Source organism: Peptoniphilus vaginalis (genome assembly GCF_900176605.1).
GTDB classification, from domain to species: domain Bacteria; phylum Bacillota; class Clostridia; order Tissierellales; family Peptoniphilaceae; genus Peptoniphilus_A; species Peptoniphilus_A vaginalis.
Genome location: NZ_FXLP01000004.1, coordinates 178,671 through 204,196, shown reverse-complemented (window position 1 = coordinate 204,196; position 25,526 = coordinate 178,671). Strand labels below are relative to the sequence as shown.

General features: G+C 34.0%; 27 protein-coding genes, 1 tRNA gene and 1 other RNA gene. 21 read left to right on the top strand and 8 right to left on the bottom strand.

Annotated features, from left to right (window positions below; translation table 11 throughout):
* The first annotated feature begins 127 nt into the window (after window positions 1–127).
* The gene (gene hpf, locus CAN42_RS02405; protein WP_085875388.1) at window positions 128–655 is read left to right on the top strand and encodes a ribosome hibernation-promoting factor, HPF/YfiA family; all 528 of its coding nucleotides are present in this window, start codon (window positions 128–130) and stop codon (window positions 653–655) included.
* A gap of 143 nt (window positions 656–798) precedes the next feature.
* On the opposite strand, the gene CAN42_RS02400 is transcribed toward hpf, so the two are convergent.
* From CAN42_RS02400 to CAN42_RS02380, 5 genes are all read right to left on the bottom strand, one after another.
* Window positions 799–1,653: an IS3 family transposase gene (locus CAN42_RS02400; protein WP_135100538.1), complete on the bottom strand. Its 855-nt coding sequence runs from the start codon at window positions 1,651–1,653 to the stop codon at window positions 799–801.
* A 53-nt stretch (window positions 1,654–1,706) separates the two neighbouring features.
* Window positions 1,707–2,183: a helix-turn-helix domain-containing protein gene (locus CAN42_RS02395; protein WP_085875387.1), complete on the bottom strand. Its 477-nt coding sequence runs from the start codon at window positions 2,181–2,183 to the stop codon at window positions 1,707–1,709.
* Between the two features lie 58 nt (window positions 2,184–2,241).
* Window positions 2,242–3,696: a carbon starvation CstA family protein gene (locus tag CAN42_RS02390; protein ID WP_085875386.1), complete on the bottom strand. Its 1,455-nt coding sequence runs from the start codon at window positions 3,694–3,696 to the stop codon at window positions 2,242–2,244.
* 528 nt (window positions 3,697–4,224) lie between these two features.
* The gene (locus tag CAN42_RS02385) at window positions 4,225–4,545 is read right to left on the bottom strand and encodes a hypothetical protein (protein ID WP_085875385.1); all 321 of its coding nucleotides are present in this window, start codon (window positions 4,543–4,545) and stop codon (window positions 4,225–4,227) included.
* A gap of 185 nt (window positions 4,546–4,730) precedes the next feature.
* Window positions 4,731–4,807, bottom strand: a tRNA-Pro gene (locus CAN42_RS02380).
* Between the two features lie 184 nt (window positions 4,808–4,991).
* Here CAN42_RS02380 and CAN42_RS02375 point away from each other — a divergent pair.
* The 4 genes from CAN42_RS02375 (at window position 4,992) to CAN42_RS09210 (ending at window position 7,143) form a co-directional block, all read left to right on the top strand.
* Window positions 4,992–5,630: an HAD family hydrolase gene (locus CAN42_RS02375; protein ID WP_085875384.1), complete on the top strand. Its 639-nt coding sequence runs from the start codon at window positions 4,992–4,994 to the stop codon at window positions 5,628–5,630.
* Window positions 5,627–6,277: a VanZ family protein gene (locus tag CAN42_RS02370; RefSeq protein WP_085875383.1), complete on the top strand. Its 651-nt coding sequence runs from the start codon at window positions 5,627–5,629 to the stop codon at window positions 6,275–6,277. Before CAN42_RS02375 ends, CAN42_RS02370 begins: the two co-directional genes overlap by 4 nt.
* A gap of 24 nt (window positions 6,278–6,301) precedes the next feature.
* Window positions 6,302–6,645: a transfer-messenger RNA gene (ssrA, locus tag CAN42_RS02365) on the top strand.
* Between the two features lie 192 nt (window positions 6,646–6,837).
* A complete protein-coding gene (locus CAN42_RS09210; RefSeq protein WP_167627551.1) occupies window positions 6,838–7,143 on the top strand; it encodes a PBECR3 domain-containing polyvalent protein in 306 nt (101 codons plus the stop codon).
* 222 nt (window positions 7,144–7,365) lie between these two features.
* On the opposite strand, the gene CAN42_RS02360 is transcribed toward CAN42_RS09210, so the two are convergent.
* The gene (locus CAN42_RS02360; protein WP_085875382.1) at window positions 7,366–7,782 is read right to left on the bottom strand and encodes a hypothetical protein; all 417 of its coding nucleotides are present in this window, start codon (window positions 7,780–7,782) and stop codon (window positions 7,366–7,368) included.
* Window positions 7,783–8,044: 262 nt separating this feature from the next.
* Here CAN42_RS02360 and folP point away from each other — a divergent pair, with 262 nt between their 5' ends.
* The 10 genes from folP (at window position 8,045) to CAN42_RS02310 (ending at window position 17,339) form a co-directional block, all read left to right on the top strand.
* Window positions 8,045–9,019 carry a dihydropteroate synthase gene (gene folP, locus CAN42_RS02355; RefSeq protein ID WP_085875381.1) on the top strand — a complete coding sequence of 325 codons (975 nt, stop codon included), beginning with the start codon at window positions 8,045–8,047 and terminating at the stop codon, window positions 9,017–9,019.
* 55 nt (window positions 9,020–9,074) lie between these two features.
* Window positions 9,075–10,046 carry a phosphate acetyltransferase gene (gene pta, locus CAN42_RS02350; protein ID WP_085875380.1) on the top strand — a complete coding sequence of 324 codons (972 nt, stop codon included), beginning with the start codon at window positions 9,075–9,077 and terminating at the stop codon, window positions 10,044–10,046.
* Window positions 10,047–10,152: 106 nt separating this feature from the next.
* Window positions 10,153–10,842 carry a response regulator transcription factor gene (locus CAN42_RS02345; protein WP_085875379.1) on the top strand — a complete coding sequence of 230 codons (690 nt, stop codon included), beginning with the start codon at window positions 10,153–10,155 and terminating at the stop codon, window positions 10,840–10,842.
* The gene (locus CAN42_RS02340; protein ID WP_085875378.1) at window positions 10,823–11,788 is read left to right on the top strand and encodes a sensor histidine kinase; all 966 of its coding nucleotides are present in this window, start codon (window positions 10,823–10,825) and stop codon (window positions 11,786–11,788) included. Before CAN42_RS02345 ends, CAN42_RS02340 begins: the two co-directional genes overlap by 20 nt.
* 117 nt (window positions 11,789–11,905) lie before the next feature.
* Window positions 11,906–13,168 (top strand): erythromycin esterase family protein, encoded by a 1,263-nt coding sequence (locus tag CAN42_RS02335; RefSeq protein ID WP_085875377.1) that lies wholly within the window; start codon window positions 11,906–11,908, stop codon window positions 13,166–13,168.
* A 24-nt stretch (window positions 13,169–13,192) separates the two neighbouring features.
* The gene (locus CAN42_RS02330; protein WP_085875376.1) at window positions 13,193–13,939 is read left to right on the top strand and encodes an ABC transporter ATP-binding protein; all 747 of its coding nucleotides are present in this window, start codon (window positions 13,193–13,195) and stop codon (window positions 13,937–13,939) included.
* A 4-nt stretch (window positions 13,940–13,943) separates the two neighbouring features.
* Window positions 13,944–15,923 carry an FtsX-like permease family protein gene (locus CAN42_RS02325; RefSeq protein ID WP_085875375.1) on the top strand — a complete coding sequence of 660 codons (1,980 nt, stop codon included), beginning with the start codon at window positions 13,944–13,946 and terminating at the stop codon, window positions 15,921–15,923.
* Window positions 15,924–15,980: 57 nt separating this feature from the next.
* Window positions 15,981–16,205: a type II toxin-antitoxin system RelB family antitoxin gene (gene relB, locus CAN42_RS02320; RefSeq protein ID WP_085875374.1), complete on the top strand. Its 225-nt coding sequence runs from the start codon at window positions 15,981–15,983 to the stop codon at window positions 16,203–16,205.
* Window positions 16,202–16,450 carry a type II toxin-antitoxin system RelE family toxin gene (locus CAN42_RS02315; RefSeq protein WP_085875373.1) on the top strand — a complete coding sequence of 83 codons (249 nt, stop codon included), beginning with the start codon at window positions 16,202–16,204 and terminating at the stop codon, window positions 16,448–16,450. The genes relB and CAN42_RS02315 overlap by 4 nt, the downstream gene beginning before the upstream one ends.
* A 106-nt stretch (window positions 16,451–16,556) precedes the next feature.
* Window positions 16,557–17,339: an ADP-ribosylglycohydrolase family protein gene (locus CAN42_RS02310; protein WP_085875372.1), complete on the top strand. Its 783-nt coding sequence runs from the start codon at window positions 16,557–16,559 to the stop codon at window positions 17,337–17,339.
* 91 nt (window positions 17,340–17,430) lie between these two features.
* Here the strand turns inward: CAN42_RS02310 and CAN42_RS02305 are convergent, their stop codons facing one another.
* Together CAN42_RS02305 and CAN42_RS02300 are read right to left on the bottom strand one after the other, a co-directional pair.
* Window positions 17,431–17,988, bottom strand: a complete 558-nt coding sequence (locus CAN42_RS02305) for a chromate transporter (protein WP_085875371.1) — start codon at window positions 17,986–17,988, stop codon at window positions 17,431–17,433.
* Window positions 17,981–18,541: a chromate transporter gene (locus CAN42_RS02300; protein WP_085875370.1), complete on the bottom strand. Its 561-nt coding sequence runs from the start codon at window positions 18,539–18,541 to the stop codon at window positions 17,981–17,983. Before CAN42_RS02300 ends, CAN42_RS02305 begins: the two co-directional genes overlap by 8 nt.
* A gap of 78 nt (window positions 18,542–18,619) precedes the next feature.
* Here CAN42_RS02300 and proC point away from each other — a divergent pair, with 78 nt between their 5' ends.
* The 6 genes from proC (at window position 18,620) to CAN42_RS02270 (ending at window position 25,525) form a co-directional block, all read left to right on the top strand.
* Window positions 18,620–19,384: a pyrroline-5-carboxylate reductase gene (gene proC, locus CAN42_RS02295; RefSeq protein ID WP_085875369.1), complete on the top strand. Its 765-nt coding sequence runs from the start codon at window positions 18,620–18,622 to the stop codon at window positions 19,382–19,384.
* A 9-nt stretch (window positions 19,385–19,393) separates the two neighbouring features.
* The gene (locus CAN42_RS02290; protein ID WP_085875368.1) at window positions 19,394–19,960 is read left to right on the top strand and encodes a DJ-1 family glyoxalase III; all 567 of its coding nucleotides are present in this window, start codon (window positions 19,394–19,396) and stop codon (window positions 19,958–19,960) included.
* A 195-nt stretch (window positions 19,961–20,155) separates the two neighbouring features.
* Window positions 20,156–21,304, top strand: coding sequence for a cation diffusion facilitator family transporter (locus CAN42_RS02285; protein ID WP_085875367.1), 1,149 nt, complete (start codon window positions 20,156–20,158; stop codon window positions 21,302–21,304).
* 9 nt (window positions 21,305–21,313) lie between these two features.
* On the top strand, window positions 21,314–22,714 hold the full coding sequence (trkA, locus tag CAN42_RS02280) for a Trk system potassium transporter TrkA (protein WP_085875366.1): 1,401 nt from the start codon (window positions 21,314–21,316) through the stop codon (window positions 22,712–22,714).
* On the top strand, window positions 22,704–24,158 hold the full coding sequence (locus tag CAN42_RS02275; RefSeq protein ID WP_085875365.1) for a TrkH family potassium uptake protein: 1,455 nt from the start codon (window positions 22,704–22,706) through the stop codon (window positions 24,156–24,158). The genes trkA and CAN42_RS02275 overlap by 11 nt, the downstream gene beginning before the upstream one ends.
* Window positions 24,158–25,525 carry a TrkA C-terminal domain-containing protein gene (locus CAN42_RS02270; protein ID WP_085875364.1) on the top strand — a complete coding sequence of 456 codons (1,368 nt, stop codon included), beginning with the start codon at window positions 24,158–24,160 and terminating at the stop codon, window positions 25,523–25,525. Before CAN42_RS02275 ends, CAN42_RS02270 begins: the two co-directional genes overlap by 1 nt.
* Window position 25,526: the final 1 nt, after the last annotated feature.

Sequence of the window (25,526 nt, the reverse complement as noted above, 5' to 3'; positions counted from 1 at the left end):
ATGTTAATTATATCAATAAGAGCTTTAAAAGTACATTTAATAGAATTTAGGAAAGTAATGGAATAATATGATATATTTGTAAATTAATGGGTAAATATTAGACAAAGAAAAAAGGAGAGTGACATTTATGTTATTGAACTTTGTTGGAAAAAACATTGAACTTACAGAATCTTTGAAGGAAATTGCAGAAAAAAAATTCTCCAGATTAGACAAATATTTTTCTGAAGAAGTGGAAACAAGGATTGTTTTTTCTACGATAAAAGAAGAACAAACTGTTGAAGCTACAATATTTTTACCAAAGACAATTATAAGGGCAGAAGAAACTACAGATGATATGTACTCTTCAATGGACAATGCTGTGGATGCACTTGCTAGACAAATTAGAAAACACAAGACTAGATTAAAGAGAAGATACCAAAACAACGAAACAATTAGGTTTGACGAACTTGTTGATAAGGAACCTGTAAAGGAAGAATCAGAACACAAAATCGTAAAGAGAAAGAACTTCGAACTTAATCCAATGAATGAAGAAGAAGCAATTCTTCAAATGGATCTTCTAAACCACAACTTCTTTGTTTTCTTAGATGGAGATACTGATGGAGTTTCTATTGTGTACAAGAGAAAAGATGGAAACTACGGTAAGATAGAAGTTTAAATTAAATTTAATATATAAAATTTTAGGACGCTTAGGCGTCCTTTTTTCTTGTAGATTTTTAATACAAAGAAATTTCTTATTAATAATAAAAAAGCTGGCAGGCGCCAGTGATGTGTACCCATAAAACTGGACACAATATTCAATTAACTAATTGTAGTGGATGCTAACCTATACTTTGTAGGTGGCATCCATTTTGTTTTGGATTGAATTCTTTCATTATTGTAATAATCAATATATTCCTCTATTGCTCTCGAAAATTCTTCAAAAGAGCTATAGCTCTTTTCATAACCATAATAAATTTCATTTTTTAATCTTCCAAAGAATGTCTCCATAATGGAGTTATCATAACAATTTCCCTTCCTTGACATTGATTGTCTTATACCATGTTTTTTAAGCTCATTCACATAATATTTATGTTGGTATTGCCATCCTTGATCTGAATGCAGTATTAGATTATTTAGTTTTGGAAATTTGTTAAATGCTTTTTCTAGCATATTGGATATTTGTTTTAAATTAGGGTGTAAGGATAAGTCATAAGAGATTATCTCATTTGTATACATATCAAGTATTGGAGAGATGTAGCATTTACCCCAAGAAAATTTAAATTCTGATACATCGGTGGTCCATTTTTGCAGAGGTCTATCTGCTTTGAAATCTCTATTTATTATATTATCAGCTACTTTCCCTATCTTACCCTTATATGAGTGATATTTTTCCTTAGATCTTTTTCCGAATAGTTTTAACTCATGCATTATCCTTTGAACTCTTTTATGATTTATGACATAACCTTGACTTAGCAACTCCATATATACTCTTCTTACTCCATATCTTCCTTTGTGTAAGTTAAATATTTGAGTTATTTTATCTGCCACATGACTATTCTTAATTTTTATTTTATCAATTTTATTTATTTCAAAATAGTATGTTGACCTTGGCATATCAATAGCTATTAAAAGATATTTTAGTCTGTATCCTTTTTCTTTGAGTTCTTTGACAATCGCTGCTTTTTCGCCTTGAGTTGCGCAGCGTAGCGTTCTTCTCTCAAGGCGATCTATTTTTTTATTATTTCATTTTCTGCCTTTATATATTCATTTTCTGCTCTAAGTTTTATTAGCTCTTCTCTTTCAGATTCATTAAGTTCTTTTACTTTATGGTTATTTTTACTTTTCATGCTTGGATTTTTGGATTTACGACCTTTCTTTTTATTAACAAGACCATTATATCCATAATTTTTATACTTGTTAACCCATGAATAGAGTTGTCCATCATTAATTCCATATTCAATTGCTATGGACTTTATTGAATTTCCAGCTAACACTTTAGATACCATTTCTAATTTCTCATCAGGTGTCCAACTGATATTATTTCCATGTTTTAAAATTTCTGGTCCATGAAGTTCTTCTAACTTAAACCATATTCTAATTGAATTATGAAAGATTTTTTCTTTTGTTCCTTCAGGTGTGTTGGGCCATTTACCTTCTCTATACAACTGTACACATTCTTTTTTGAATTCATAACTATATTTCATAAAAAATACCCTCTTTACTGGTTTGTCCAGTAAAGAGGGTACATATCACAGCTTCATCTTATTCTAAGTTTGTAGTTTCGATTCTTGTTTTATTTTTCTTGCCAGCCTTAACAACAAAGATTGCGTAAGCAATTGCTAGGATGCCAGCTGCTGGATAGGCAATCTTAAAGGGCAAGCCAAGTCCAAGTTTTTTAACATTTATGATAAAGGAGAAAACTATAAAGGTGTAGAAGACTCCTGGTATCAAAGTTATTAAATAATTTTTGCCAGTATTGATTAGATAAATTGTTGCAACTGCTAGGGCAAAGATTGCTACAAATTGGTTTGTGAATCCAAAGTATCTCCAAAGCATGTTGAAACCATTTGGGTTTGACTTTGCGAAGAAGAGGATTGCTGCTGCAGGTATAAATAATACTGCTGCAAGGATTGCTCTTTTTACACCAGACCTTTGGTCGATGTTTAACTCTTCAGAGATGATTAGTCTAAGTGATCTAAAGGCAGTGTCACCAGAAGTGATAGGAAGTGCTATTACTCCAAGAACTGCAAGTAGTCCTCCAACATCTCCCATAAAGTATTTTGAAATTTCTCCAACCATTAGGGTACCAGCTGTATCAAGTGGAGCCTTTCCTGTTGAGAAGATTACCATGGCACCAGCTGCCCAAACCATTGCTATGAAACCTTCGGCAATCATAGTTGAGTAGAAAGTCACCTTAGCTTCTGATTCTGACTTAACAGTTCTTGACACAAGAGTAACTTGTGAACCGTGGAAGCCTGATAGGATACCACAAGCAACTGTGATGAAGAAGGATGGGATAAACTTTTGACCAAGTGGGTGTTCAGCAAGTAGGCCTGCGTTAGCAAAGGCTAAGTCCCCAGAACCCTTTACAAAAATTCCAACAAAAACTCCAATTGCAGAGATAATTAAGAAGGCACCAAAAATTGGATAAATTCTTCCAATTAACTTGTCAATAGGAAGTACAGTTGAAAGGATGTAGTAGGTAAAGATAACTGCATAGATAATCCAAATTGCACTGGAATCTACTCCAACCTTTAGGACGTCATTGGCAATTAAATCTCCTGGAGTGTAAACAAAAACTACACCAGTCAAGAGAAGTAGTATTGCTATGACGATGTTGTAAAACTTACGAACGCCATCGCCAATGTATTTACCAACAAGCTTTGGAACTTGTGATCCACCATTTCTCATGGAGATAAAGCCAGTCATATAATCGTGGACTGCTCCTGCGAAGACACAACCTAGTGGGATTGTCAAGAAGGCAATAGGTCCAAACAAGATACCTTGAATAGGTCCAAGTATAGGTCCAGTTCCTGCAATGTTAAGTAGGTTGATAAGCCAGTTTTTCTTTTCGCTCATAACTACATAGTCTACTCCGTCAGCTTTCTTTACTGCTGGAGTTGGTCTATCGTCGGGTTGAAGTTGTTTTTCTACGTACTTTGAATAGAAGAATCCCCCAACAAGTAAAATAATAATTCCAATAATAAATAGTAACATAATTCCCTCCCTTTACTTTTATTATTTCCTATAAGATTATAGGGGAAGAGCCGCTCAATTACAAAAAAATTAAGCCTTAGAAGTGCCCTTGTGAGGACTTTTCTATTAAATTTTTTTAAAAAATTTTTACGAATTTTAAAAAAGTTAATTCAAATTTGGTCTTGAAATAAATATTCGAAAGTTAAAGTCTACAAAATTTATAAAAATGATGAAAAATGAGAATAAAAATTAATTTTATTAAGTTAAGAAATTTAAAGCTGTTGATGACTTGATGAAGTTTATTTTGTAAGAATTTGTGAGTTAGATTTGAATTTGCTAATAAGCTTTTGATTAAAGGATAAAGTTTTAGGAGTTTATAAATTTTTATGAGTTTATAAAGTTCTATAAGTTTATAAATTTTTACGAGTTTACAGAGTTCTATAAGTTTATCAATTTTTATGAGTTTATCAAGTTCTATGAGTTTATAAAGTTTAATAAACTTGTGCTAGACTAAGACATAAAAAGCTGCGGATTTCCCTGCAGCTCTTATCACCTTTCAATTGAATTTATTTCGTTCTCAACATACAATTTTTTAAAATTCCCAAGACCAAAGGCAGAGATAATTATTTCTGTGTCTTCACGACCCTTGAAGAAGAGATCAATAGTTGGATTGTAAAAAATAGAAATGCCAGAGACCCTTGCTTCTTTGTACCTACTTGTGTCCTCTCCGTCATTTATAGAAATATCCAAGTCAAAGCTGGCAAGGGAGCAGCAAGATGCTTTTACATCGACATCTGGATTTATAAAAATCTTATCTACATTCTTCTTTTTTAAAAAGTTAAGAGCCTTGTCTCTAAATATAAAATTCATAAAATCTCCTATTTGTAATCAGACTTATTAGCCTATCTCAAAAAAACATCTCATCATACTTAAGCTTATTCAATTATAGGTCCAAGAATAAATAAGGACAAGCTAGTAATTATAAAAAGCTAAGCACTTAAACCTGATTAATAAATTGCAAAAAAAAAGAAGGTATAAACCTTCAAATAAAAAAATGGTCGGGGTGAGAGGATTCGAACCCCCGGCCCCATGGTCCCAAACCACGTGCGCTACCAAACTGCGCTACACCCCGACGACAGATTCACAAAAGTGAAAATCTTGTATTCTATTTTCGAACAAATACTATTATAACATGGAAAAAATATTTGTCAAAGCTTTTTTTAAATAAATTTGATTTCAAAGCCTATCTAAGTCATTATACTTGAAATCTATTAAAGATACAAATAAAATAGTATTGTTATGAAAAAGGAGGTAACATGAAGGCTATTATTTTTGACTTAGACGGAACTCTAGTTGACTCTATGGGTTATTGGAGAAGTGTTTCTCGTGACTTCATGAAGACCAAGGGAATAGATATAGAAGATGAAGTTCAGCACAAGATGACAACCATGAACTTGGACGCGTCCTTAAAATACATGAAGGACTACTATAAATTAGAAGAAAGTTTTGAAGAACTACTTAGGGACTTTAGCAGGACAGTTGAAGACTTTTATACCAATAAGGTTGAGATGAAGGACAAGTGTCTTGAAACTTTAAAATATTTTAAGGATAGAGGGATGAAGGTAGTAATAGGCACATCAACTGCTGCCCACTTCGCCAACATAGTTATAGAAAAGTATGGCATAGATAAGTTTATCAACGGACTCTACACAGCCGACTCAGTGGGACACCTAAAGGGAGAAGAAGAATTTTATCTTTCAATCGCAGATGATCTTGGAGAAATTCCAGAAGAAATCTTTTTAGTTGACGACTCCTATCTTGCCCTAAGGACAGCAAGAAGGGCAGGCCTTATTGGAGTTGGAATCTATGACGAAAACTCCAAGGACACTTGGGCAACAATTGTCGATGAAAATAAATATTCAGCCAGAAAATTAATAGATTTGAAAAAATTATGAGATTGTTTTTATTTTTTGCGGCAAGAATAATTCCTGCCTTTATAATTAGCTTTGTGGGCTTCTCTCTTGTGAGAGTAAAATTTTTCGCCCACAGGAAGAAAAATTCCACAGGCTTTAGAGAATTTTTGCTTAGCCTTTTTGTAGCCTACCTAGTCTTCTTGGCAATCATGCTCTTCACACCTAATTCCTACATAGCAAGCTCTGGCATAAACTTGACCAATGAAAACTTTGACTTCGTTGGCAACTTCAAAGACAGAATAACATCGGGAGCGTGGGGAGTTAACCTAGTACCCTTTAGGACTATGAGAAATTATATAAAATACTCAGGCTTCCTTCACACACTTACAAATATTTTTGGCAATATAATAATTTTTATTCCCTTTGGAATTTTGCTGCCAGAACTTTTTCCAAGGTTTAGAAAGCTATTAAAAATTTTAGGAGGGTCCATAGCAGCATCCTTCTTTGTAGAATTTATACAATTCTTTATAGGAAGGTCAGTAGACATTGACGACTTAATATTAAATGTCTTTGGATCACTTATAGGTTATTTAATCTGGGAGAAGATTTTAAGATATAAATTTGCAAAGAAGAAGAGGAAGAGAAGGAGTCCAAGACCCCATAAAATTGACAAAGGTCAGACCATCTAGTATAATTTTAATCTAAGTAAATATGGGGGCGAAAATGGTTTCGACGGGGATTTTGAGCTTAAAGTAGCGAGTCGTTGATGGATCACACAACGTTAAAATGGTCTATTAAAAAATAAACGACGAAAATAATTTCGCACTAGCTGCCTAATTAGGTAGCAATCCGGCCAGACACCGCGAACTGTAACCGGGTTTCAAATTAGCGGGCAAACGAACTCTGTGAGGCGCCATAGCAGAGGGGGTTTATGGCGATACCCTGTATGAGTTTGACACTCTAGTAGTACAGGGGAAAATTAAAGAGGAGTCTGCACTCGGAGAATCTTTCTGTAAGAGGTCTTCGGACGTGGGTTCGACTCCCACCGCCTCCACCAAAGCAAAGTCATTCATGTGAATGGCTTTTTTATTTTGAAAAAAATAAAACTTATAATTGCAAAGCAAGTGTTAAAGTTTTTATGTCTATAGTATAGGGATGATATTTATGCTAGTATTATCTAAGGAGAAAGTGCAGTGAAGGTAAAAGAAGAAATAAAAAAACTTTTAAACATAGACATAGATATTGATGAATAATTTTTTCGAAGAATGGACTAAGAAAGCATATATTAAAGAGAAAACATCATGATTCTTTAAAATACTTTGAAGAAATAGATAATATAATCAAGAATCCAGATTATGTTGGGACTAGTCCAAGTGAAAAAGACATTAGTATTGAATATGTAAAGTCTTATGAAGATAATGTATTAGTTGCAGTTAAACTGAATAGAAAAAAGTCAGTATTTTATATAGCTAGTATCTACATAATTTCAGAATATAAATTAGAAAGTAGAGTTAAGAGTGGAAGGCTTATAGGAATTGATGAAACTTGTGAATAATGTTAAGATACATATAGGAAATAATTGAGGGTAGAAAGGTTCCTACCGCACCTGAAAAGGTATCTGAGATGCTGGATACACCGACTAGCCAATTATTCACTGCACTGAAAGAAGGTAAGATTAATTTCTCGCCTTCTTTTTTTATAAAATTTTTTACTTACATAACAATTAATTATTAATAAAACACAAGTTAGTAATTTTTATTTACTAGACAATAATTTTTCACGAAGACTTTAATAGGCTTTCGTACTCTTCTATTAACTCCACTGGTATTACGAAGTTAAAGTAGCCGCCTGTTTTTGATAGGAAAAGATACATTAGTCCTAGGCTTGTAAATTTTTTCATGTTGATGTAGACATTTTCGTCGCCGTAGTCTACTGCGCCATTGTAAAAATCATAAAAGGACTTGTGTTCCTTCTCGTCGAAGGAGAGGAGCGTGTCTTTAAACTTTGCCAAGATGGTCTCGTGGATTGCATCAATTTCTTCTCTCTCGCTTAATCCTTCAAGACCAAGTTCATAGGAAGTTGCGATGAGCTTTCTCTGGTCTTGGTCTAAAGCTTCTACAATGGGGTATAATCTATCTATAGGTAGTTTGTTAATGGTTTCAACTTTAAATAGTTTTAATAAAAAATCGCTCATGTTTCACCTCATTTTTATTATACATGAAATGAGCAAGGGGAGGAAATATGTCACAAATTAAAAAACTTTCAGATGGTGTTTATTGTAAAATTATTCCACTTAAGGGTAATAGGCAAGGCCGACTTTGAGTGGACTGATGAGGGAGTTCTTTTATACTACGCCAAGTAAAAATTGTTTGCTTTAAGTAGTTACAAGTCATAAAATATCTATTGACTAAAGAATTATAATCTTTAATTGAAAGAAATAAAATTTGGAGTGAATTATGAAAAATTTAGTTTGTAAATACAAGGACAAAGTTTTAGAATCTGGCGGAGAAACTATTCTTTGTGGAATTGTAAATGTTACACCAGACTCCTTCTCTGATGGAGGCAAGTGGTATGGCAAGGACAAGGCTCTTAATAGGGCCCTTGAACTTATAGAAGCTGGAGCTGGCATGATTGACCTTGGCGGTGAATCAACAAGACCAGGCTCACACTATGTAGAAATTCAAGAAGAAATTGATAGAGTTGTCCCAGTTATCAAAGAATTAAAGACAAAGACTGATGTGCCTCTTTCCATTGACACATGGAAGGCTGACGTTGCTGAAGCAGCAATTGAAGCAGGAGTTGACTTTGTAAATGACATCACAGGCTTTATGGGTGATCCAAGAATGGCAGAAGTTGTAGGCAAGAGTGAGGTTGGTGCAATCTTGATGTTTAATCCAAAGATTGCAAGACCAAATCACAAGTCCAGTGCCAACTTCCCATCCTTTGGTGGCGAAGGAGCCTTCACTGAAGAGGAATTAAAATCCTTTGAGGATATGGATATTGTCGAAGTTATGAAAAAGTATTTGTCAAAATCCCTTGAAAGTGCAGAAAAAAATGGAATTTCAAGGGAAAGAATTATGCTTGACCCAGGCATTGGCTTCGCACTTACAAAAAAAGAAAATTTAAAGTTAATAGATAAAATTGATGTCCTAAGAGAAATGGGATGCTTCACCTTCCTTGGAGTTTCAAGAAAGAGATTTATCACAAATATTTTAAGTGAAAACAAGATTGATGCTGATGGCAACAATGAAGAAGGATTTGAAAACAGAGACGAAGCATCAGCAGCTCTTACAACTATAGGAGCCTACAAGGGAGTAGAAGTTTTAAGAGTCCACACAATGAAGCATCATCTTCTTGCAAAACTTGTTGCAGATTCAGTTAGACTAAATCAAGTGATAGAAGATGTAAGTTTTAAGGCTTATTCACTTTAAATTATTTTTCATTAGATATATAATATTATTTGTTAATAGAAATTAGGGGGAAATTATGGCACTAATAGAAGAATTAAAAGTAAAAGTTAGAGAATCAAAACCAGAAATAGTATTTCCAGAAGGAAACGACAGAAGAATCTTAAGAGCAGCAATTAGACTTAACGACGAAGGAGACATTAAGCCAATCGTTCTTGGAGACGAAGAAGAACTTAAAGCTCTTGCAGAAAAAGAAGGCGTTAAACTTGGAAATCTTGAAATCCTTAATCCAGAAACTTATGAAGGAAAAGACGAAATGGTTAAGGCTTTCGTAGAAAGAAGAAAGGGAAAAGTTAACGAAGAACAAGCAGCAGAAATCTTAAAGGACCACAACTACTTTGGTACAATGCTTGTATATATGGGAAAAGCTAAGGGACTTGTATCAGGTGCAGCACACACAACTGCAGATACAGTAAGACCAGCTCTTCAAATCATAAAGACTAAACCAGGCTACAAGAGATGCTCAGGTGCCTTCATTATGATTAGAAATGAAGAACTTTATCTAATGGCAGACTGTGCTATTAATACAGATCTTGATGCAGAAGGCCTAGCAGAAGTTGCAGTAGTATCAAATGAAACTGCAAAACAATTTGGTATCGATCCAAAGGTAGCAATGCTTTCTTTCTCAACTCACGGATCAGCTTCTCACGAAAGAGTAACAATGGTAGCAGAAGCAGCTAAGATGGCAGCAGAAAGAAATCCTGAAATGGCAGTTGATGGAGAACTTCAATTTGACGCAGCCTTCATCGAAAGAGTTGCAAAGAAAAAAGCACCAGATTCAAAAGTAGCAGGTCACGCAAATGTATTTATCTTCCCTAACATTGAAGCAGGAAACATTGGCTATAAACTTGCACAATACTTTGGTGGATTCAAGGCAGTAGGTCCAGTCCTACAAGGACTTAACGCACCAGTAAACGACCTTTCAAGAGGTTGTGTAGAAGACGAAGCTTACGCACTAGCTATCATCACAGCAGCACAAGCAGTTCTTTAATAAAAAATAGACTTAAAGACTTCCTCAGGGGAGTCTTTATTTTTATGCTTTTAATATATATAATGATGTCAAGTAAATTTTAGTTAAAAGAGTAGGTTGTAAAGAAATGGAAAACAAAAAGTGGAAGATTTTTTTAGTAGAAGATGACAAGGTGATTGCAGAAGAAATTGAAAGGCACCTCAAGTTTTGGAATTATGAAATAAAAATAGCAGAGGACTTTCAAAATATTTTTGATGACTTTAAAAGCTTTCATCCTGATTTAGTTTTAATGGATGTAACTCTTCCCTTTTACAATGGCTATCATTGGTGCAAAATTATTAGAAAAAATTCTAAAGTTCCAATTTTATTTATTTCAGCTGCTGATGAAAACTTAAATTTGATAATGGCAATGGATCTTGGAGCAGATGATTATTTGACTAAGCCCTTTGAACTAGAGCTGCTACAAATAAAAATAAGAGCCTTGCTAAGAAGAGCTTACGAATATATTGAGACAAGAAGTATTTTTTACAAAGATATAAGTCTTGACTGCGACAAGATGATTATATCAAGAGAAAACAAAGAAATAGAACTCACGAAAAATGAATTTAAAATTTTAGAAATTCTCTTGGAAAAGCCAGGCAAAGTTGTTAATAGAGATGAAATTATTGATAAAATTTGGCAAACTGACTCTTATATTGATGACAACACCTTAACAGTGAATGTAATGCGTCTAAGAAAAAAGCTAGAAGATATAAATATTTTTGAGCTAATAAAAACTAAGAAAGGAGTAGGCTATTATGTCCCACCTACCAATTAAAAGTTTTTTAAAGAGAGAAAAGTTCACATTAATTCTTGGACTTTTCATATTTTTTTATATCCTGGGAACTTATTTAATTTTTGAATTTGATAGAGATAAGTCCATTTACATAGCTTTTTTATATCTATTTTTATTTTTTATTTATTTGGTTTTTCTTTATTCCATAAGAGATCGTGATTACAGAGAAGAAATAGATCTTTTAAATAGAAAAGACTACGAAAAAATATTAGAACTTTATGAGTCCCCCTTATCAAAGGCTCTTTATAAAAGCCTAGAAGAAAATAAAAGAATTAAAGAGATTGGAGAAAAGAAAAGAGTAGATGTAAAAAACTACTTAACTATTTGGACTCATCAAATAAAATCCCCAATATTTGCATTAAAACTTTTACTCAAAAAAGATGAAATAAACAAAATAGATTGCGAAAAAGAAATTTTTGAAATCGAAGAGTATGTGGGAAATATTTTAGGATATGCAAGGATGAATGCAGATAGCACAGATTATGTCTTTGACAAGTACAGTTTAGATGAAATTATTAAGGGAGTAATTAGAAAATATTCAATTCAGTTTATTGGGAAAAATAATAGGGTAGACTTTTTCGAAACTAAGAAAATAATTTTAACTGATGCCAAGTGGTTTTCTTTTTTATTAGAGCAAATTATTTCTAATGCAATCAAGTACACGCATAATGGAAGGCTTGCAATTTATTTAGAGAAAAATGAACTTGTAATTGAAGATAATGGAATTGGAATAATGCCAGAAGATTTGCCGCGAATTTTTGATGCAGGATACACTGGTTACAACGGTAGGTTGGAGAAAAAGTCAACGGGACTGGGACTAAATCTCTCAAAGAATATTGGGAAGTCTTTAAGAGTGACATTGAGGTGTGAGTCAGAGCCAAAGCTTGGCACAAAGATGTATGTAAATTTAAAAAATATTTTGGACTAGAGTGCTTAGCACTCTTTTTTCATATCTTACAAAAATGTCACATTAAAGCTCTATTTGTTATGTAAATAAAAGGATTTATTTTTTTATACAATTTATAATGTAGCAAGAGGTGAGAAAATGATTAAGAAAATTTTCAAATGGATTTTAATTTTTTTAGTTTCCCTTATTATTCTCATAGGGATTGGAGATTTTTTGTGGATTAATCTTCCAAAGCTAAGTGCCAGAAAAAATATTTCAGATATAGAAGACTATGGCAAAGCTGTAAGTGAGATAAATTTAGATGACAATATAGAAGTTGTTGGACTTGGGGAAGCGACTCATGGAAATGCTGACTTTCAAGATTTAAAGTTAGAAGTTTTAAAGACCTTAGTTGAAAAAAATAATTTAAAGAACTTTGCTATTGAAGCTGATTTTGGGGAAGGAATGATAATCAACAATTACATTCACGGAAACAAAAGAGATGAAAATATTTCAAGAATTTTTTCTTTTAATATTTATCACACAAAGAATATGAATGATCTCATAAATTATATGTTCGACTACAACCAAAAAGCAAAGGATGAGGACAAACTTTCTTTTTACGGCTTTGACATGCAAGATCCAGAAAAATCTATTGAGTTAATTTTAGATTTTTGTAAGGAAAATAATATTTTACAAGAAAAAGACTTGCAAAAAGACTTTTCCTTTATAAAAGATAAAAAATTTAAGATATCAAAGATAATAAAAGATAAGGAAGATTTGTTGTTAGAAATAAAAGCTTACGCAGACACCCTATCTTCTTCCAAGGCAAAAATAGTTTCAAGAGCGATAACAAATGTATTGGACAGTGTAAAATATTACGAATTAGATTTCAATGATTATACAAAAGCAAATAATGTGAGAGATGAGCTTATGGCTGGAAATGTTAAGTGGATAAGTGATTTTGAAAAGGCAAAGGGAAATAAGATGCTTTTAATTTCTGGACACAACGGTCATATCGCAAAAAGTGAAAAGTTTTATGAGCCAATGGGGTCTCACTTAAAGAAAATTTTTGGAGAAAAATATTTTATTATTGGAACAGACTTTTATAAGGGAATTGTAAACATAAACGAAGTTGGTCCAGATAGCAAGAGATCAAACCATGTCTTTGTCTCTGCTGATCCTTTAGCTTACAGTGCGAGAAAATTTAAAGGAAAATATTATTTGGATTTTACAAAAGTTAAAGATGGTGAAACTTTTGACCTTATAAATAAAGAAATCAACATGGTAAGTTTGGGTGAAGCATATTCTCCACTTATGAAATTCATGCCAAGATCTTATAGGATAAAGGAAGTTCCAAAAGATTTATATGACGGAATGATTTTTGTTTATTATGCAAAGCCTATTGCTGTTAATGACTAAGACTATTTATGAATGAGGTGGAAGATGTTAGAAGTTCAAAATATAAAAAAGATATACCGAAGTCGCTTTGGGAAAAATGAGCTTGAGGCTCTAAAGTCAATTAATTTTACTGTTGAAGCTGGAGAGTATATTGCAATAATGGGAGAGTCTGGAAGTGGAAAGACAACTTTATTAAATATTTTAGCCTTACTTGATAGACCAACTTCTGGAAAAGTAATTTTAATGGGCAAAGATTTACAAGAAATAAAGGACAACGAAATGGCAAAATTTAGAAGAGAAAACTTGGGATTTGTGTTTCAAGATTTTAATCTTCTTGATAACTTCACTGTTAAAGAAAATATTTTATTGCCCCTAGTATTGTCCGATGAAAAAATTTCTGTTATGGAAGAAAAATTATTGAAAATTGCAAAGAAATTAAATGTTTCAGATCTATTAAACAAGTATCCCTACGAAATAAGTGGAGGTCAAAAACAGAGGACTGCAGTTGCGAGAGCACTTATAAGTAATCCGAAAATTTTACTTGCTGATGAACCAACAGGAGCTCTCGATAGCAATAGTACAAGAGAACTTTTAAAGGTTTTTAAAGACTTAAACCAAGATAGGGAGACTATACTCATGGTAACTCATTCTATTATGGCTGCATCAGAGGCGAAGAGAGTTCTATTTATAAAGGACGGAGAAATTTACCATCAAATCTATAGGGGCGAGAGGACTTCCCTTGATATGCAAAAGAAGATTGCAGACACAATGCAGATGTTACAAAGGAGTTGAGAAAATGAAATCACTTTACTCACGACTTGCCCTTGCTGGAATTAAGAGAAATAAAAAAGTTTTTATGCCCTTTATTGGAACAATAATTTTTCTTATTGTTCTAAGCTCAATTTGCTTAAGTCTTGTTTTAGATAAGTCTCTTGCAGGAGCAAAGGGAATGGAAACAATGAAAAGCATTCTATTTTTTGGTGTCATAGTTTTATCAATCTTTTCACTTATAATGCTTTCTTCTGTATATTCTTTTATTCAAAAGAGAAAGTTGAAAGAACAAGGACTTTATTTAATACTTGGACTTGAAAAAACACATCTGCGAGTAATTTTGTTTTGGGAAATAATTTATATTATTATTTTTGCTATATTAATAGCAAGTATTTTTAGCCTTGCCTTATACAAATTATCTCTTGGCATTTTTTTGATGCTGACAAATAATTCCATAAATATTTTTGAGGGTGGATTTTTTAATAATATTTTGGCAGTAGCTATTGTAGATTTAATATTTATTGCAATACTGATTTTTGTATTTGTAATTCAGATTATTAAGATGAGAAATTATTCTCCAATAGCTTTGGTAAATGAATCCAAGGCAGGAGATAGGAAGAATAAATTTACAAAATTAATTGCCTTGCTGGGAATAATTTTTATTGCAGGAGGCTATGCTATTAGTTTAACTACAAAAAATCCAGTACAAGCTTTTTTTAAATTTTTTATTGCGGCAACTTTAGTAATAATTGGAACTTATTTTGCTTTTTCAACCATAGTGACTTTATTTCTTGAACTATTAAAAAACAATAGGGCCCTATATTACAAGAAGGGAAATTTTCTATCTGTGTCAGGTCTTTTATATAGAGTAAATAATAATTCTAGATCTCTTGCAAATATTGCAATACTATCCACAGCTTTTACAATAGTTTTAACATCAGGCATAAGTCTCTATGCAGGCATAGGAGATGCCACCAACAGATTATTTCCAGCACCCTATGCCATAAGGACTGAAGCAGGGTCATTAAGTATAAAAAACTTAGAAAAGTATAGAAATAATATCAGAAGCTTATTAGCTGACAATAAGATTGAGGGAGAGGTTACTACAACTTATGAATGGTCCATTCCACTTGTTAGAGAAAAGAATAAGCTAAAGGTAATGGCAAAAAGAGAATGGACTAATGCAAATTTAAAAAATGACATAATTTCACTGGACATAATTTATAGTCCTGACGCAAAATTAGACTTCAAAGGAAAGGATTTAATTTATTTTAAAGAAGACAATAATGAAGAATTTATAAAGACTTTGGGCTTTAGTGCAAGGCAAGTATCCAATGAAACAATAGATATTCCCTTGGAAAGTGTGCAGACAATTTTTGAAAAAAATAAAATATTAGCAAAAGATTACGAAACTGCAAATAAAATTTGTGATAAACTAAATTTTAAAGGTAACAGATCTAAATTAAGTCCAAATATAACAAGTTTGATAAAAGGAAACTTGCCAAAAGATTTTAACAATTTACTTAACGAACACAAGAACGACATTAAAGTAAATCCAAATCAAAAACTCACCATAATAGACAGACAGCAAACAAAGGAGGAGTTTTTAAGTGACTATGGAGTAATATTTTTTGTTGGTATAATTCTTTCCCTTGCATTTTTGATTACAATGGGACTTGCCATATACTACAAATTTCTCACAGAAGCCTATGAAGACGTAGAAAGATTTAAAATTTTAAGAAAACTTGGACTGGATGAAATTGATGGCAAGAAAATTATAAGAAAACAAATGGCGTGGCTTTTATTTTTGCCAATAGTTTTCTGTTTTATTCACACATCCTTTGCCCTTCCTGTTTTGCAAAAATTTTTAATGCTAATAGGACTTATGAATACAAAATTATTTATTAAATCAATGATTTTTGTATTTCTTATTTATATAATTTTTTATCTTGTAATATACAAATTCACAGAAAAAATTTATACAAAAATAGTTTTAGAAAAATAAAGCTCTTTATTGATTTGTGTAACACAATGTAATACAATTGTCTTAGAGGTGATGGATATGAAAACTGTATCTGTAAGACTTAATACTGAAGAGGAGAGGGCTTTTACTGCTTATGCTGATCTTATGGGCGAACCACTTTCTACTCTTTTCAAAAGATTGATGGAAGAGAAGCTTGAAGATGAGTTTGACATGAAGGTGGCTGAAGACTTTCTTGAAAGAGAAGCTAAGGGCGAAGTTGAAACTAGACCTATTGAAGATTTATTTAAAGAGCTTGACCTATGACCTACCAAATAAGAACTACAAAGAAGTTTGACAAGTCCTTTAAAAAACTTGATAGGCAGTCACAAAAACTTATAAAAAATTGGATGGAGGGCAACCTTATTGATTGCCAGGACCCAAGATTTTATGGCAAGGCCCTCACTGGCAACTTCAATGGGATATGGCGATATAGGATTGGTGCCTATAGACTCCTAGCAAAAATTGACGACGACAAGTTAATAATCTTTTTTGTAGATAGAAGAAATTAAAATATTTATTCATAAGACTTCCTCAGGGGAGTCTTTATTTTTATGCTTTTAGTTTATATAATTGATTTAACAATTTATAAATATGAACTAAAGAAGGAGGGATTTTATGTCTAAGCTTAAAGATGGAATTTATGGACTAGCCATAGCTGATGCTCTTGGCGTGCCCTTTGAGTTTAAGAAGAGGGGGGACTTCACTTGCATAGGCATGGTTGGTTTTGGAACTTGGGATCAAGTTGCTGGGACTTGGTCTGATGATACCAGCATGACCCTTGCAACTTGTAAGTCAATAAAAGATAAAAATAAAATAGATGTTGAAGATATAAGAAAAAATTTTGAGACCTGGCTCTTTGAAGGAAAGTTCGCTTGTCATGGAGAAACTTTTGATGTGGGGATAACAACAAGAGAAGCCCTAGCAGAAGGTCATGGGATTGATGATTTTTATGCCAATGGCAACGGATCACTTATGAGGATCTTGCCTATTGCCTTTACTGATGCAAGGGATGAAGAGATTGAAAGTGTGTCAAGCATTACTCACGCTCACGAAATTTCTAGAAAGGCCTGCCTTGATTATGTTCATCTTGCGAGGAAGTTGATTGCTGGTGAGAAGTTAGAAGAGCTTGGGCTTGACCACATAAAAAACAAGTCTGAAGATGAAATACACTCAACAGGTTTTGTCCTCCACACTCTTGAAGCATCTCTTTGGTGTCTTTTAAATACAAATTCTTACAAGGAAGCTGTCCTAAAGGCAATAAATCTTGGCGACGACACAGACACTACTGGAGCTGTTACTGGTGGCTTGGCAGGAATTATTTACGGCTTTGATGGATTTCCAAAAGAGTGGGTGGATGAATTAAAGTCCAAAGATTTAATTGATGAGTGTTTATTTTAAAGCAATAAAATAATACCAGAACTAGTAAACTACCAGTCCTGGTATTAGGTCCAACTTTTGGGGGTCAGTTCAAGATTCAAGGAGTTTTGTTTTACATAAAAGTCAAAGCGTATTTGACACCAATCCCAATCACTGCACCAAGTCCTATTAGCTTAAAGAGGTCTACCTTCTTCATGTAGAGGACAAAGCCAATGACAAAGGAGATAAGGGCTGCTAGGCTCATACTTTGAAGCTTAAGTCCTTCAGGAAAGACTGATGACTGGAAGAGCTTTAGTGTAGTTATAAAGATTAGGGATACGACTCCTGCCTTGATGCCAAGGAGGGAGTAGTCCATGATTTTAAATTTTTTGCCCTTGCTAAAGAGGAAGTAACCAAGGATCATCATGAGGATGAACTGAGGAAGGACTAGGCCTGTTGTAGCAAGAATTGATCCAAGGATTCCATGGACACTTTGACCAACAAAGGTTGCCGAGTTAATGGCAATTGGTCCTGGAGTCATTTGTGAAATGGAAATTAAGTCTATAAATTCTCTTGTTGAGATCCAAGCGTGTTCTTCAACAACGTATTTTGAAATCAAGGGGATAACTGCGTAGCCACCACCAAAGGCGAAGCAGCCGATTTTAAAGAAAATTAAAAATAGATCAAGCATTTTTGTATCTCTCCATTACACTGAAATAAGAAATTCCTGCCAAAGCGCAGAATAAAATTATGAATCCTGTGTTGATTTTTGTAAAGAAGGCAACTAGGAATACAAGAACAATCATAAGTGCAGAGAAGCGAGGATTATTTTTGTAAGATGAAATCCCCATACGGACTACAGTGATAAATAGGACTGCAGAGATAACACCACTAATACCTTCGAGGGCTGCGTTGATAAAAAAGTTTGACTTAAATTCTTGGTAGAAGTTTGAAATAACTGACAAGATTATAAGACAGGGTAGGGAGGATGCTAGAAGACAAGTTATTGCTCCAAGGGGTCCTCTTAGGTAGTAGCCTGTTAGGACTGAGCAAGAGATTGCCATGGCACCAGGTCCACCTTGGGAGATGGCAACTATGTCCATCATTTCCTCATCGTCGATTAGTTCTAGGTCTGATACAAAAATATCCTTTATAACAGGGACAATTGTATAACCACCACCAAAAGTTATGGCATTTATTTTAAAAAAAGTTAAGAATAGCTTTGCAATAGAAATGTTTTTCATGAAATCACCTTGTTAAATTATAGCACAAAAATGAATTTTTAAGGAATATCGTGTATAATCTACTTAAGGAGTGATGCGATGAAGATGGGAATTATAGGCCTAGGCAACATGGGTGCTGCCATGGCACATGGTCTTTTAGATAAGAATATAGAAACTTTTCTTTACGACAGAAATGAAGATAAGCGAGATGCCTTTAAGGTAAGTGAAGCAGCAAGAGTAGTCCAGTCAGAAGTAGATGTAGTGAAGGGTGCCGATGCAATTATACTTGCAGTTAAGCCCTACGCTTATGAAGCTGTAATAGAAAAAATAAAAGATGAAGTAAGGAATCAAATAATTATTTCTATTACTTCAGCCTTTGACCTTAAAAAACTTGAAGAGTGCCTTCCGAATAAAAAACTTATGATGGCACTTCCAAATACACCGGCAAAAATTTTAAATTCTATGACAGGAATTTGTCCAGGCAAAAATATTTCAGAAGAAGAAGTTAGTGAGATAAGAAAAATCTTATCAAGCTTTGGCGAAACTGAAATTGTGGAAGAGAAAAACATAAAAATTTATGAGGCAGTATCAGGTTGTATGCCTGCCTATGTCTATATGTACATTGAAGCAGCAGCAGACGTAGCAGTTTCTTATGGAATGAAAAGGGATATGGCTTACAGGGTTATATCTCAAGCAGTTGCTGGCTCAGCAAAAATGGTGAGAGAGTCTGGCATTCACCCAGGTGAATTAAAGGATCAAGTTACAACACCAGGTGGCACAACTATTAAGGGAGTAAAATCTTTAGAAAGGGATGGATTTAGGTCTGCAATTATAAACGCAGTGGATTCTATTATGAATAAATAGGAGGTCATTATGAAAGATTTATTGGTATTTTTGGCAGAAGGTTTTGAAGAAGTTGAAACTCTTACAATTGTTGATGTCCTTAGGAGGGCAGACCTAAAGGTCGAAACAGTTTCAGTCAAGGACAGACTTGAAGTAAAGGGAGCTCACGATGTTAAAGTTCTCGCTGATAAGACTTTTGATGAAATTAACATCGAAGACTACAGGGCAATGTATATCCCAGGAGGTCAACCTGGTGCTACTAATCTCATGAATGACAAAAAAGTTCTTGAGTGTGCCCATGTATTTAATGACGAAGGTAAAGAAGTAATAGCAATTTGTGCAGGCCCACAAGTTCTTGATGCAGCAGGACTTTTAAAAGATGGAAAGTTCACTTGCTACCCAGGATTTGAAAATAGATTGAAGGTGAAGGACCCACAAGATGCAGCAGTAGTTATTGAAGAAAATATAATTACAGCTATGGGACCAGCCCTTGCAATCCTACTTGGAGTTAAGTTAGTTGAAGTTTTAGCTTCAAAGGAAAAGGCAGAAGAAGTTGCAGAAGGCCTACTACTTCCAAAACTTAAAAAATTTATTTAAGATTAGAAAATGTGCCAGAGAAATCTGGTGCATTTTTTTGTTTTATTAATACTTATTAATACATATTAAGACTATAGCTAACTTCTTTTCCTTTTATTACCAATATACTAGTGTTATAATGATTGTAACTTAAGAAATCTTAGTAAGTGGGCTTTTGGCCTATTTTTATTTATTGCAAAAAAAACTGGAGGACAAATGTTCGCAAAACTTATTTTAAAGAGGGGGAAGTCAGCCAAGGGTTATGACAGAGAAAAGATCTCTAATGAGACATCCTTTCTCGGACTTATATCAAATATAATTGCAGCAGCCTTAAAGGTTATTCTATATATCTTTACAGGTTCAATTTCAATTTTATCTGATGCAGTTAACAACATCACAGACTGTGTCAGCTCAATTATTTCTATTTTAGGAATAAAACTTGCTGCCAAACCAAAAGACAAGGACCACCCCTATGGACATGGGAGACTTGAGTATTTGATCTCTCTTGTAGTTTCTGGTATCGTACTTTCCGTTGGTTTTCAATTTTTGAAGACTTCTGTGGGAAAGATCCTTCATCCAGTAACCATTTCCTATCCAAAGTCCACCCTTGCGATTTTGCTTATGACTGTGGTAATAAAATTTTGGCAGGCTTCACTTTATTCAAAGGTTGCAAAAGAGATTGACTCTGTAACCCTAATGGCACAAGAGAAGGATTCACTAAGTGATACTCTTATAACTTCTGTAGTAATTGTTTCTATTGTAATAGAAAAATTCACAGGCAAGATTTTGGATGGCTATGTTGGTTTAATAGTTGCTTTATTTATTTTGTACACAGCCATCTCACTTATATACGAAACAATTTCAATTATACTTGGTCGTGGTCTTAGCGACGAGACTAAGCACGAGATAAAGTCCAAGGTTTCCACTTACGAGGGCATATCTAATGTCCACAATATTATGGTGACAGACTTTGGACCTGACAATATAGTTGTAATTATTGATGCAGTATTAGATTATAATCTGACCTTAGAAGAGGCCCACAATATTGTAGACAAGGTTGAGAGGGAAATTTCTGACTTACTAGGGATAAGATTAATAATTCATCCAGAACCAAGAGGAAGTGGAAGTAAGATTATCAATTCTATTTCTAAAGATTTGAGAAAAATTGTGAGGGAGTCACTTAACATTTACTCTTTCCATGATATAGTCCTTGAAGACAAGAAAGTTTATATAGACATTGATTACAATGGCGATTTGGTAAAGAAGAGAGAAGAAAAGGATACTCTGAAAAAAGAGATAATAGATAAATTAAAATCCATCTACCCAGATTACGAATTTGAAATTAAACTAGATGCGATTTTTTAGGAGGAATATATGAAGGCTTTAGTTGTAGGCGCCGGAAAATTAGGATATAGACTTGCAGCTGCATTATTAGATGAAGAATATGAGGTTACTGTAGTCGATAACAATGAAGATGTAATTGAAAACATATCAAATTCATTAGATGTTTTTAGTATTTGTGCAAATGCTTTGGACTTTGGTGTATTGGAAGAACTTGATATTTCTCTATTTGACTATGTTGTTGCAACTACAACAAATGACGAGGCCAATGTTATTCTCTGTACAATTTCCAAAAAACTTGGAGCTAAGTATGCCATTGCAAGGGTAAGGGACCCTGAGTATAGAAAGCACCTTGACTTCATATCAGAAGAACTTGAAATAGATAAGATTATAAACCCTGACAATGCAACAGCAAGATCAATCTTCAAATACTTAATGAAGAGATACCAACTTTATTCCGATGAGTTTGCAGGCGGAAAAATTTCTCTTGTTGAATTTAACATAGACAATGACCCAAGCTTTGTTAACAAAAAAATCATGGAGATTGATAGTATTAACGACCTTCTTATTGCTGCCATATCAAGAAGTGGCGATGCAATTATACCTAATGGTCGTACTATCCTTGAAGAAAATGACGTTATCATCCTTGCAGGTAAGTCTGAAAATATTGAGGCCTTTGACAAGGATCACACAGGTGTAAATAGGACAAGGGCCCTTAGGAGTACCATGATACTTGGAGGAGGTAAGACTGGACTTTACCTTGCCATGCTTCTCTTAAAGGAAAATGTTGAGGTTACTATTGTTGAAATAAATAAGGAAAGATGCCTTGACTTAAAGGATATGGTGCCAGAAGCCAACATCATAAATGGAGATGGAACTGACATCGCCGTACTTGAAGAAGAAATGGTCCACACTTATGACTCCTTTGTTGCAGCAACAGGCATTGATGAGGCCAACCTCCTCATGAGTCTTGTGGCAAAGCAAAGTGGAATTTATAAGTCTGTTGCAAAAATTTCTAGGACAAACTACGATAAGGTCCTAGACAAACTTGACATAGATGCAGTCTTTAACACATCCTATATTACAGCAGCAGAAATGCTAAAAGAAATTAGAGGTAAGAGCTCTCTTGCCCTTCACTTACTTTTAAATGGTCAAGTTGAATGTGTTGAGTTAATGATTAGGGCAAGCCATCTTGTTTGCGGTCATGCCCTTGAAGACCTTAGCCTACCTGATGGTACTTTAATTATCTCTATCATAAGAGGTCAAAATATGATAGTCCCTAATGGTAAGACAGTCCTAGAGTCAGGAGATAGGATAATATTATTCTCTATGCACGAAGTTGCCCCAAGGGTTCAAAAGATTTTTACTTCTGAGGGGAAACTAAAGGACGTAATTAAGTTAATTAAGAAGCGAGGAAAGAAAGATGAACTATAAGCTTATTTCCAAAATATTAGGCTATATTTTATTAATAGAAACTGCCTTTATGGCCCCATCTCTTATCTTAAGTTTAGTTGAAAGAGATGGATCGGCCTACGGTTTTTTAATCCCAATGGCTATAGCAGTCTTTTTGGGATTAATTTTAATTAATTTAAAAATAAAGAAGAACTCTCTATCTCCAAGAGATGGGATCTTAACAGTTACTGCATCCTGGGTCTTGGTCTCTATTGTAGGAGCACTTCCACTTTGTATATCTGCAGGTATGACTTACGTTAATTCCTTCTTTGAGATTGTATCTGGATTTACAACTACTGGAGCATCAGTTATCACTGGTATAGAGTCCTTTCCAAGGTCTGTTGTACTTTGGAGATCTATCACCCACTGGATTGGTGGTATGGGTATCTTGGTGTTTACTGTGGGACTTCTTCCCAAGCTTGGAGTTGGAGCCTTTCAAATTTTTAAGGCAGAGTCACCAGGACCAGTTGCTGGAAAAATAGAGTCTAGAATTTCTCAATCATCTAAGAGGCTATACATAATTTATCTTATTTTGACTTTGATATTATTCATTTGCTTAAAACTTGCCGGTATGCCAGTCTTCGATTCCCTAGTTCATACCTTTGGTGTCCTAGGAACCGGTGGATTTTCATCCTATAACGACTCACTTATGTCCTATAAAGGCAACGCAGTCCACTTTATCCTTGCATTTTTTATGTTTTTGAGTTCTACAAACTTCACCATCTATGCTCTGCTTTCCAAAAAGAAATTTAAGGAAGTTTTGCAAAATGATGAATTAAAACTCTGGATACTTATAACTGTTGGAGCTATTGCCTTAATAACTATAGACCTCTTCTCTAAGGGTTACTCATCACTTTTTATGGCCTTTAGAGACTCTGCCTTCCAAGTAACATCTATTTCATCTACCTCAGGTTTTGCCAATGCAGACTATGATTTGTGGCCAAGCTTTTCAAAGTTTATCTTGCTTATCCTAATGATTTTTGGTGGCTGTGCAGGATCAACTGGTGGTGGAATTAAAATAGTAAGAATTTCAATTCTTTTAAAACTAATAAAAAGAGAAATGAAAAAGGCAACTCACCCCAAGGCAGTCCTTCCTGTAATTGCAGATGGCAAGTCCTTGTCTGATGAGGTGGTCCTAAGTATAAACGCCTATCTTGGAACCTACTTTGTAATAGCAGTCCTATCCACAGGTCTTGTAACTCTTTCAGGAGTAGATGTCATAACAGGATTTTCTTCAGTTGCCACAACCTTATCCAATGTTGGTCCAGGCTTCGGAGAAATAGGTCCTACAAAAAACTTTCATTTTTATAGCGACTTTTTCAAACTCTACTTCAGCCTGCTTATGCTTTTAGGTAGACTTGAATTCTTTACAATAATGGCACTTTTTACTAGGGTAAGACATAGAAAGGAAATTATTAAATTATAATGAAAATTTTAATTATAGGTTCGGGAAAAGTTGGTTCGACTATTGCCAAGACCTTGAGTCTTGAAAAATTTGAAGTTGACCTAGTGGATAGGAACGAAAAAAACTTTGAAGAGATAACAAATAGCGTAAATAAAATAAGGGCGGATGTCTTGGAAGAAGACTTCTTCATAAACCACGACTTAAGCAAGTATGACTATGCCATCATTGTCACTGATTGCGACAAGACCAACCTAATAATGGCATCAATCTTCAAGGGCCTAGATGTAAAAATAATTCTCCGCCTCGATGAAATGGAAAATATTTCCGAAATAGGAATTATAAAAAACTCCCTTCCTAATGTTGTAAATATTTTTAACCTAAGTCTTGAGACAGCGAAACTTGTTACAAAGTTAATTGGGTCCACAAATTATTATGAAGCAGACTACTTTGGCAAGGGAAAGATAGAAGTAACAGGTCACTACATTGATATGGACGAGGAATTTGAAAACCAAAAGATAAAAGACATTGGTTCCCTTTCCACAATTCTCGTTGTTGGAATCCTAAGAGAGGGAGAACTAATCGTTCCTGATGGAGAAACAGTCTTAAAGTCTGGCGACTACATCTACCTAATGGGTCTTTCCTTCGACATAAGAAACTTCAAACACTCCCACTTTGAAATAAAAGAAAAGGAAGACCAAAGAGAAGTTGTAATTGCATCGGGGGATTACAACTTCAACAGAATAATCTCAAATCTTGAAAATATAAATTTAAAAATAATTGAACCAGATAGGGAAAAATTTGAAAACTACAGGCGAAACATTAACAAGGCCTTTGTTGTTAACAAAAAACTTAGAAACGACAAGATCTTTAAGGATGAAGATATTTCCAAAGATGGCGTATTTATTTCTATGACAGACTCTGACGAATTAAACATTGTACTTGGACTTCTTGCAAGGAGCCATGGGATTTCAAAAAATATTGTAATCCAAAAGGACAACAACTACGACACAATCTTAGAAAGCTTGGGGATCTATAGGGTTATTGATCCTAAGGTAATTGTTGCCAATGAAATCATAAAGGCAATTAACACAGATATGAAGGTTTCAATCAACTATATGTTTGGTGGCAAGGCCCAAGTTTATGAAATAAAAATTCCAGATGACTTTGTCTACATTGGCAAGAAGCTATCAGAAATTAATCTTCACAAGGAAATTATTATCGGTGGAATAATCAGGTACGACAACTCAGCAGTTATTCCAAGGGGAAATACAAAAATTGAAAAGGGCGATAGGCTTGTAATCTTTTCAACTAATGAAAGTAGGAAGGAACTTGAAGAGTTAATCGACCCAAGCCTAAAGAAGAGCATATTTGATTTTTTCAGGAGGTAAG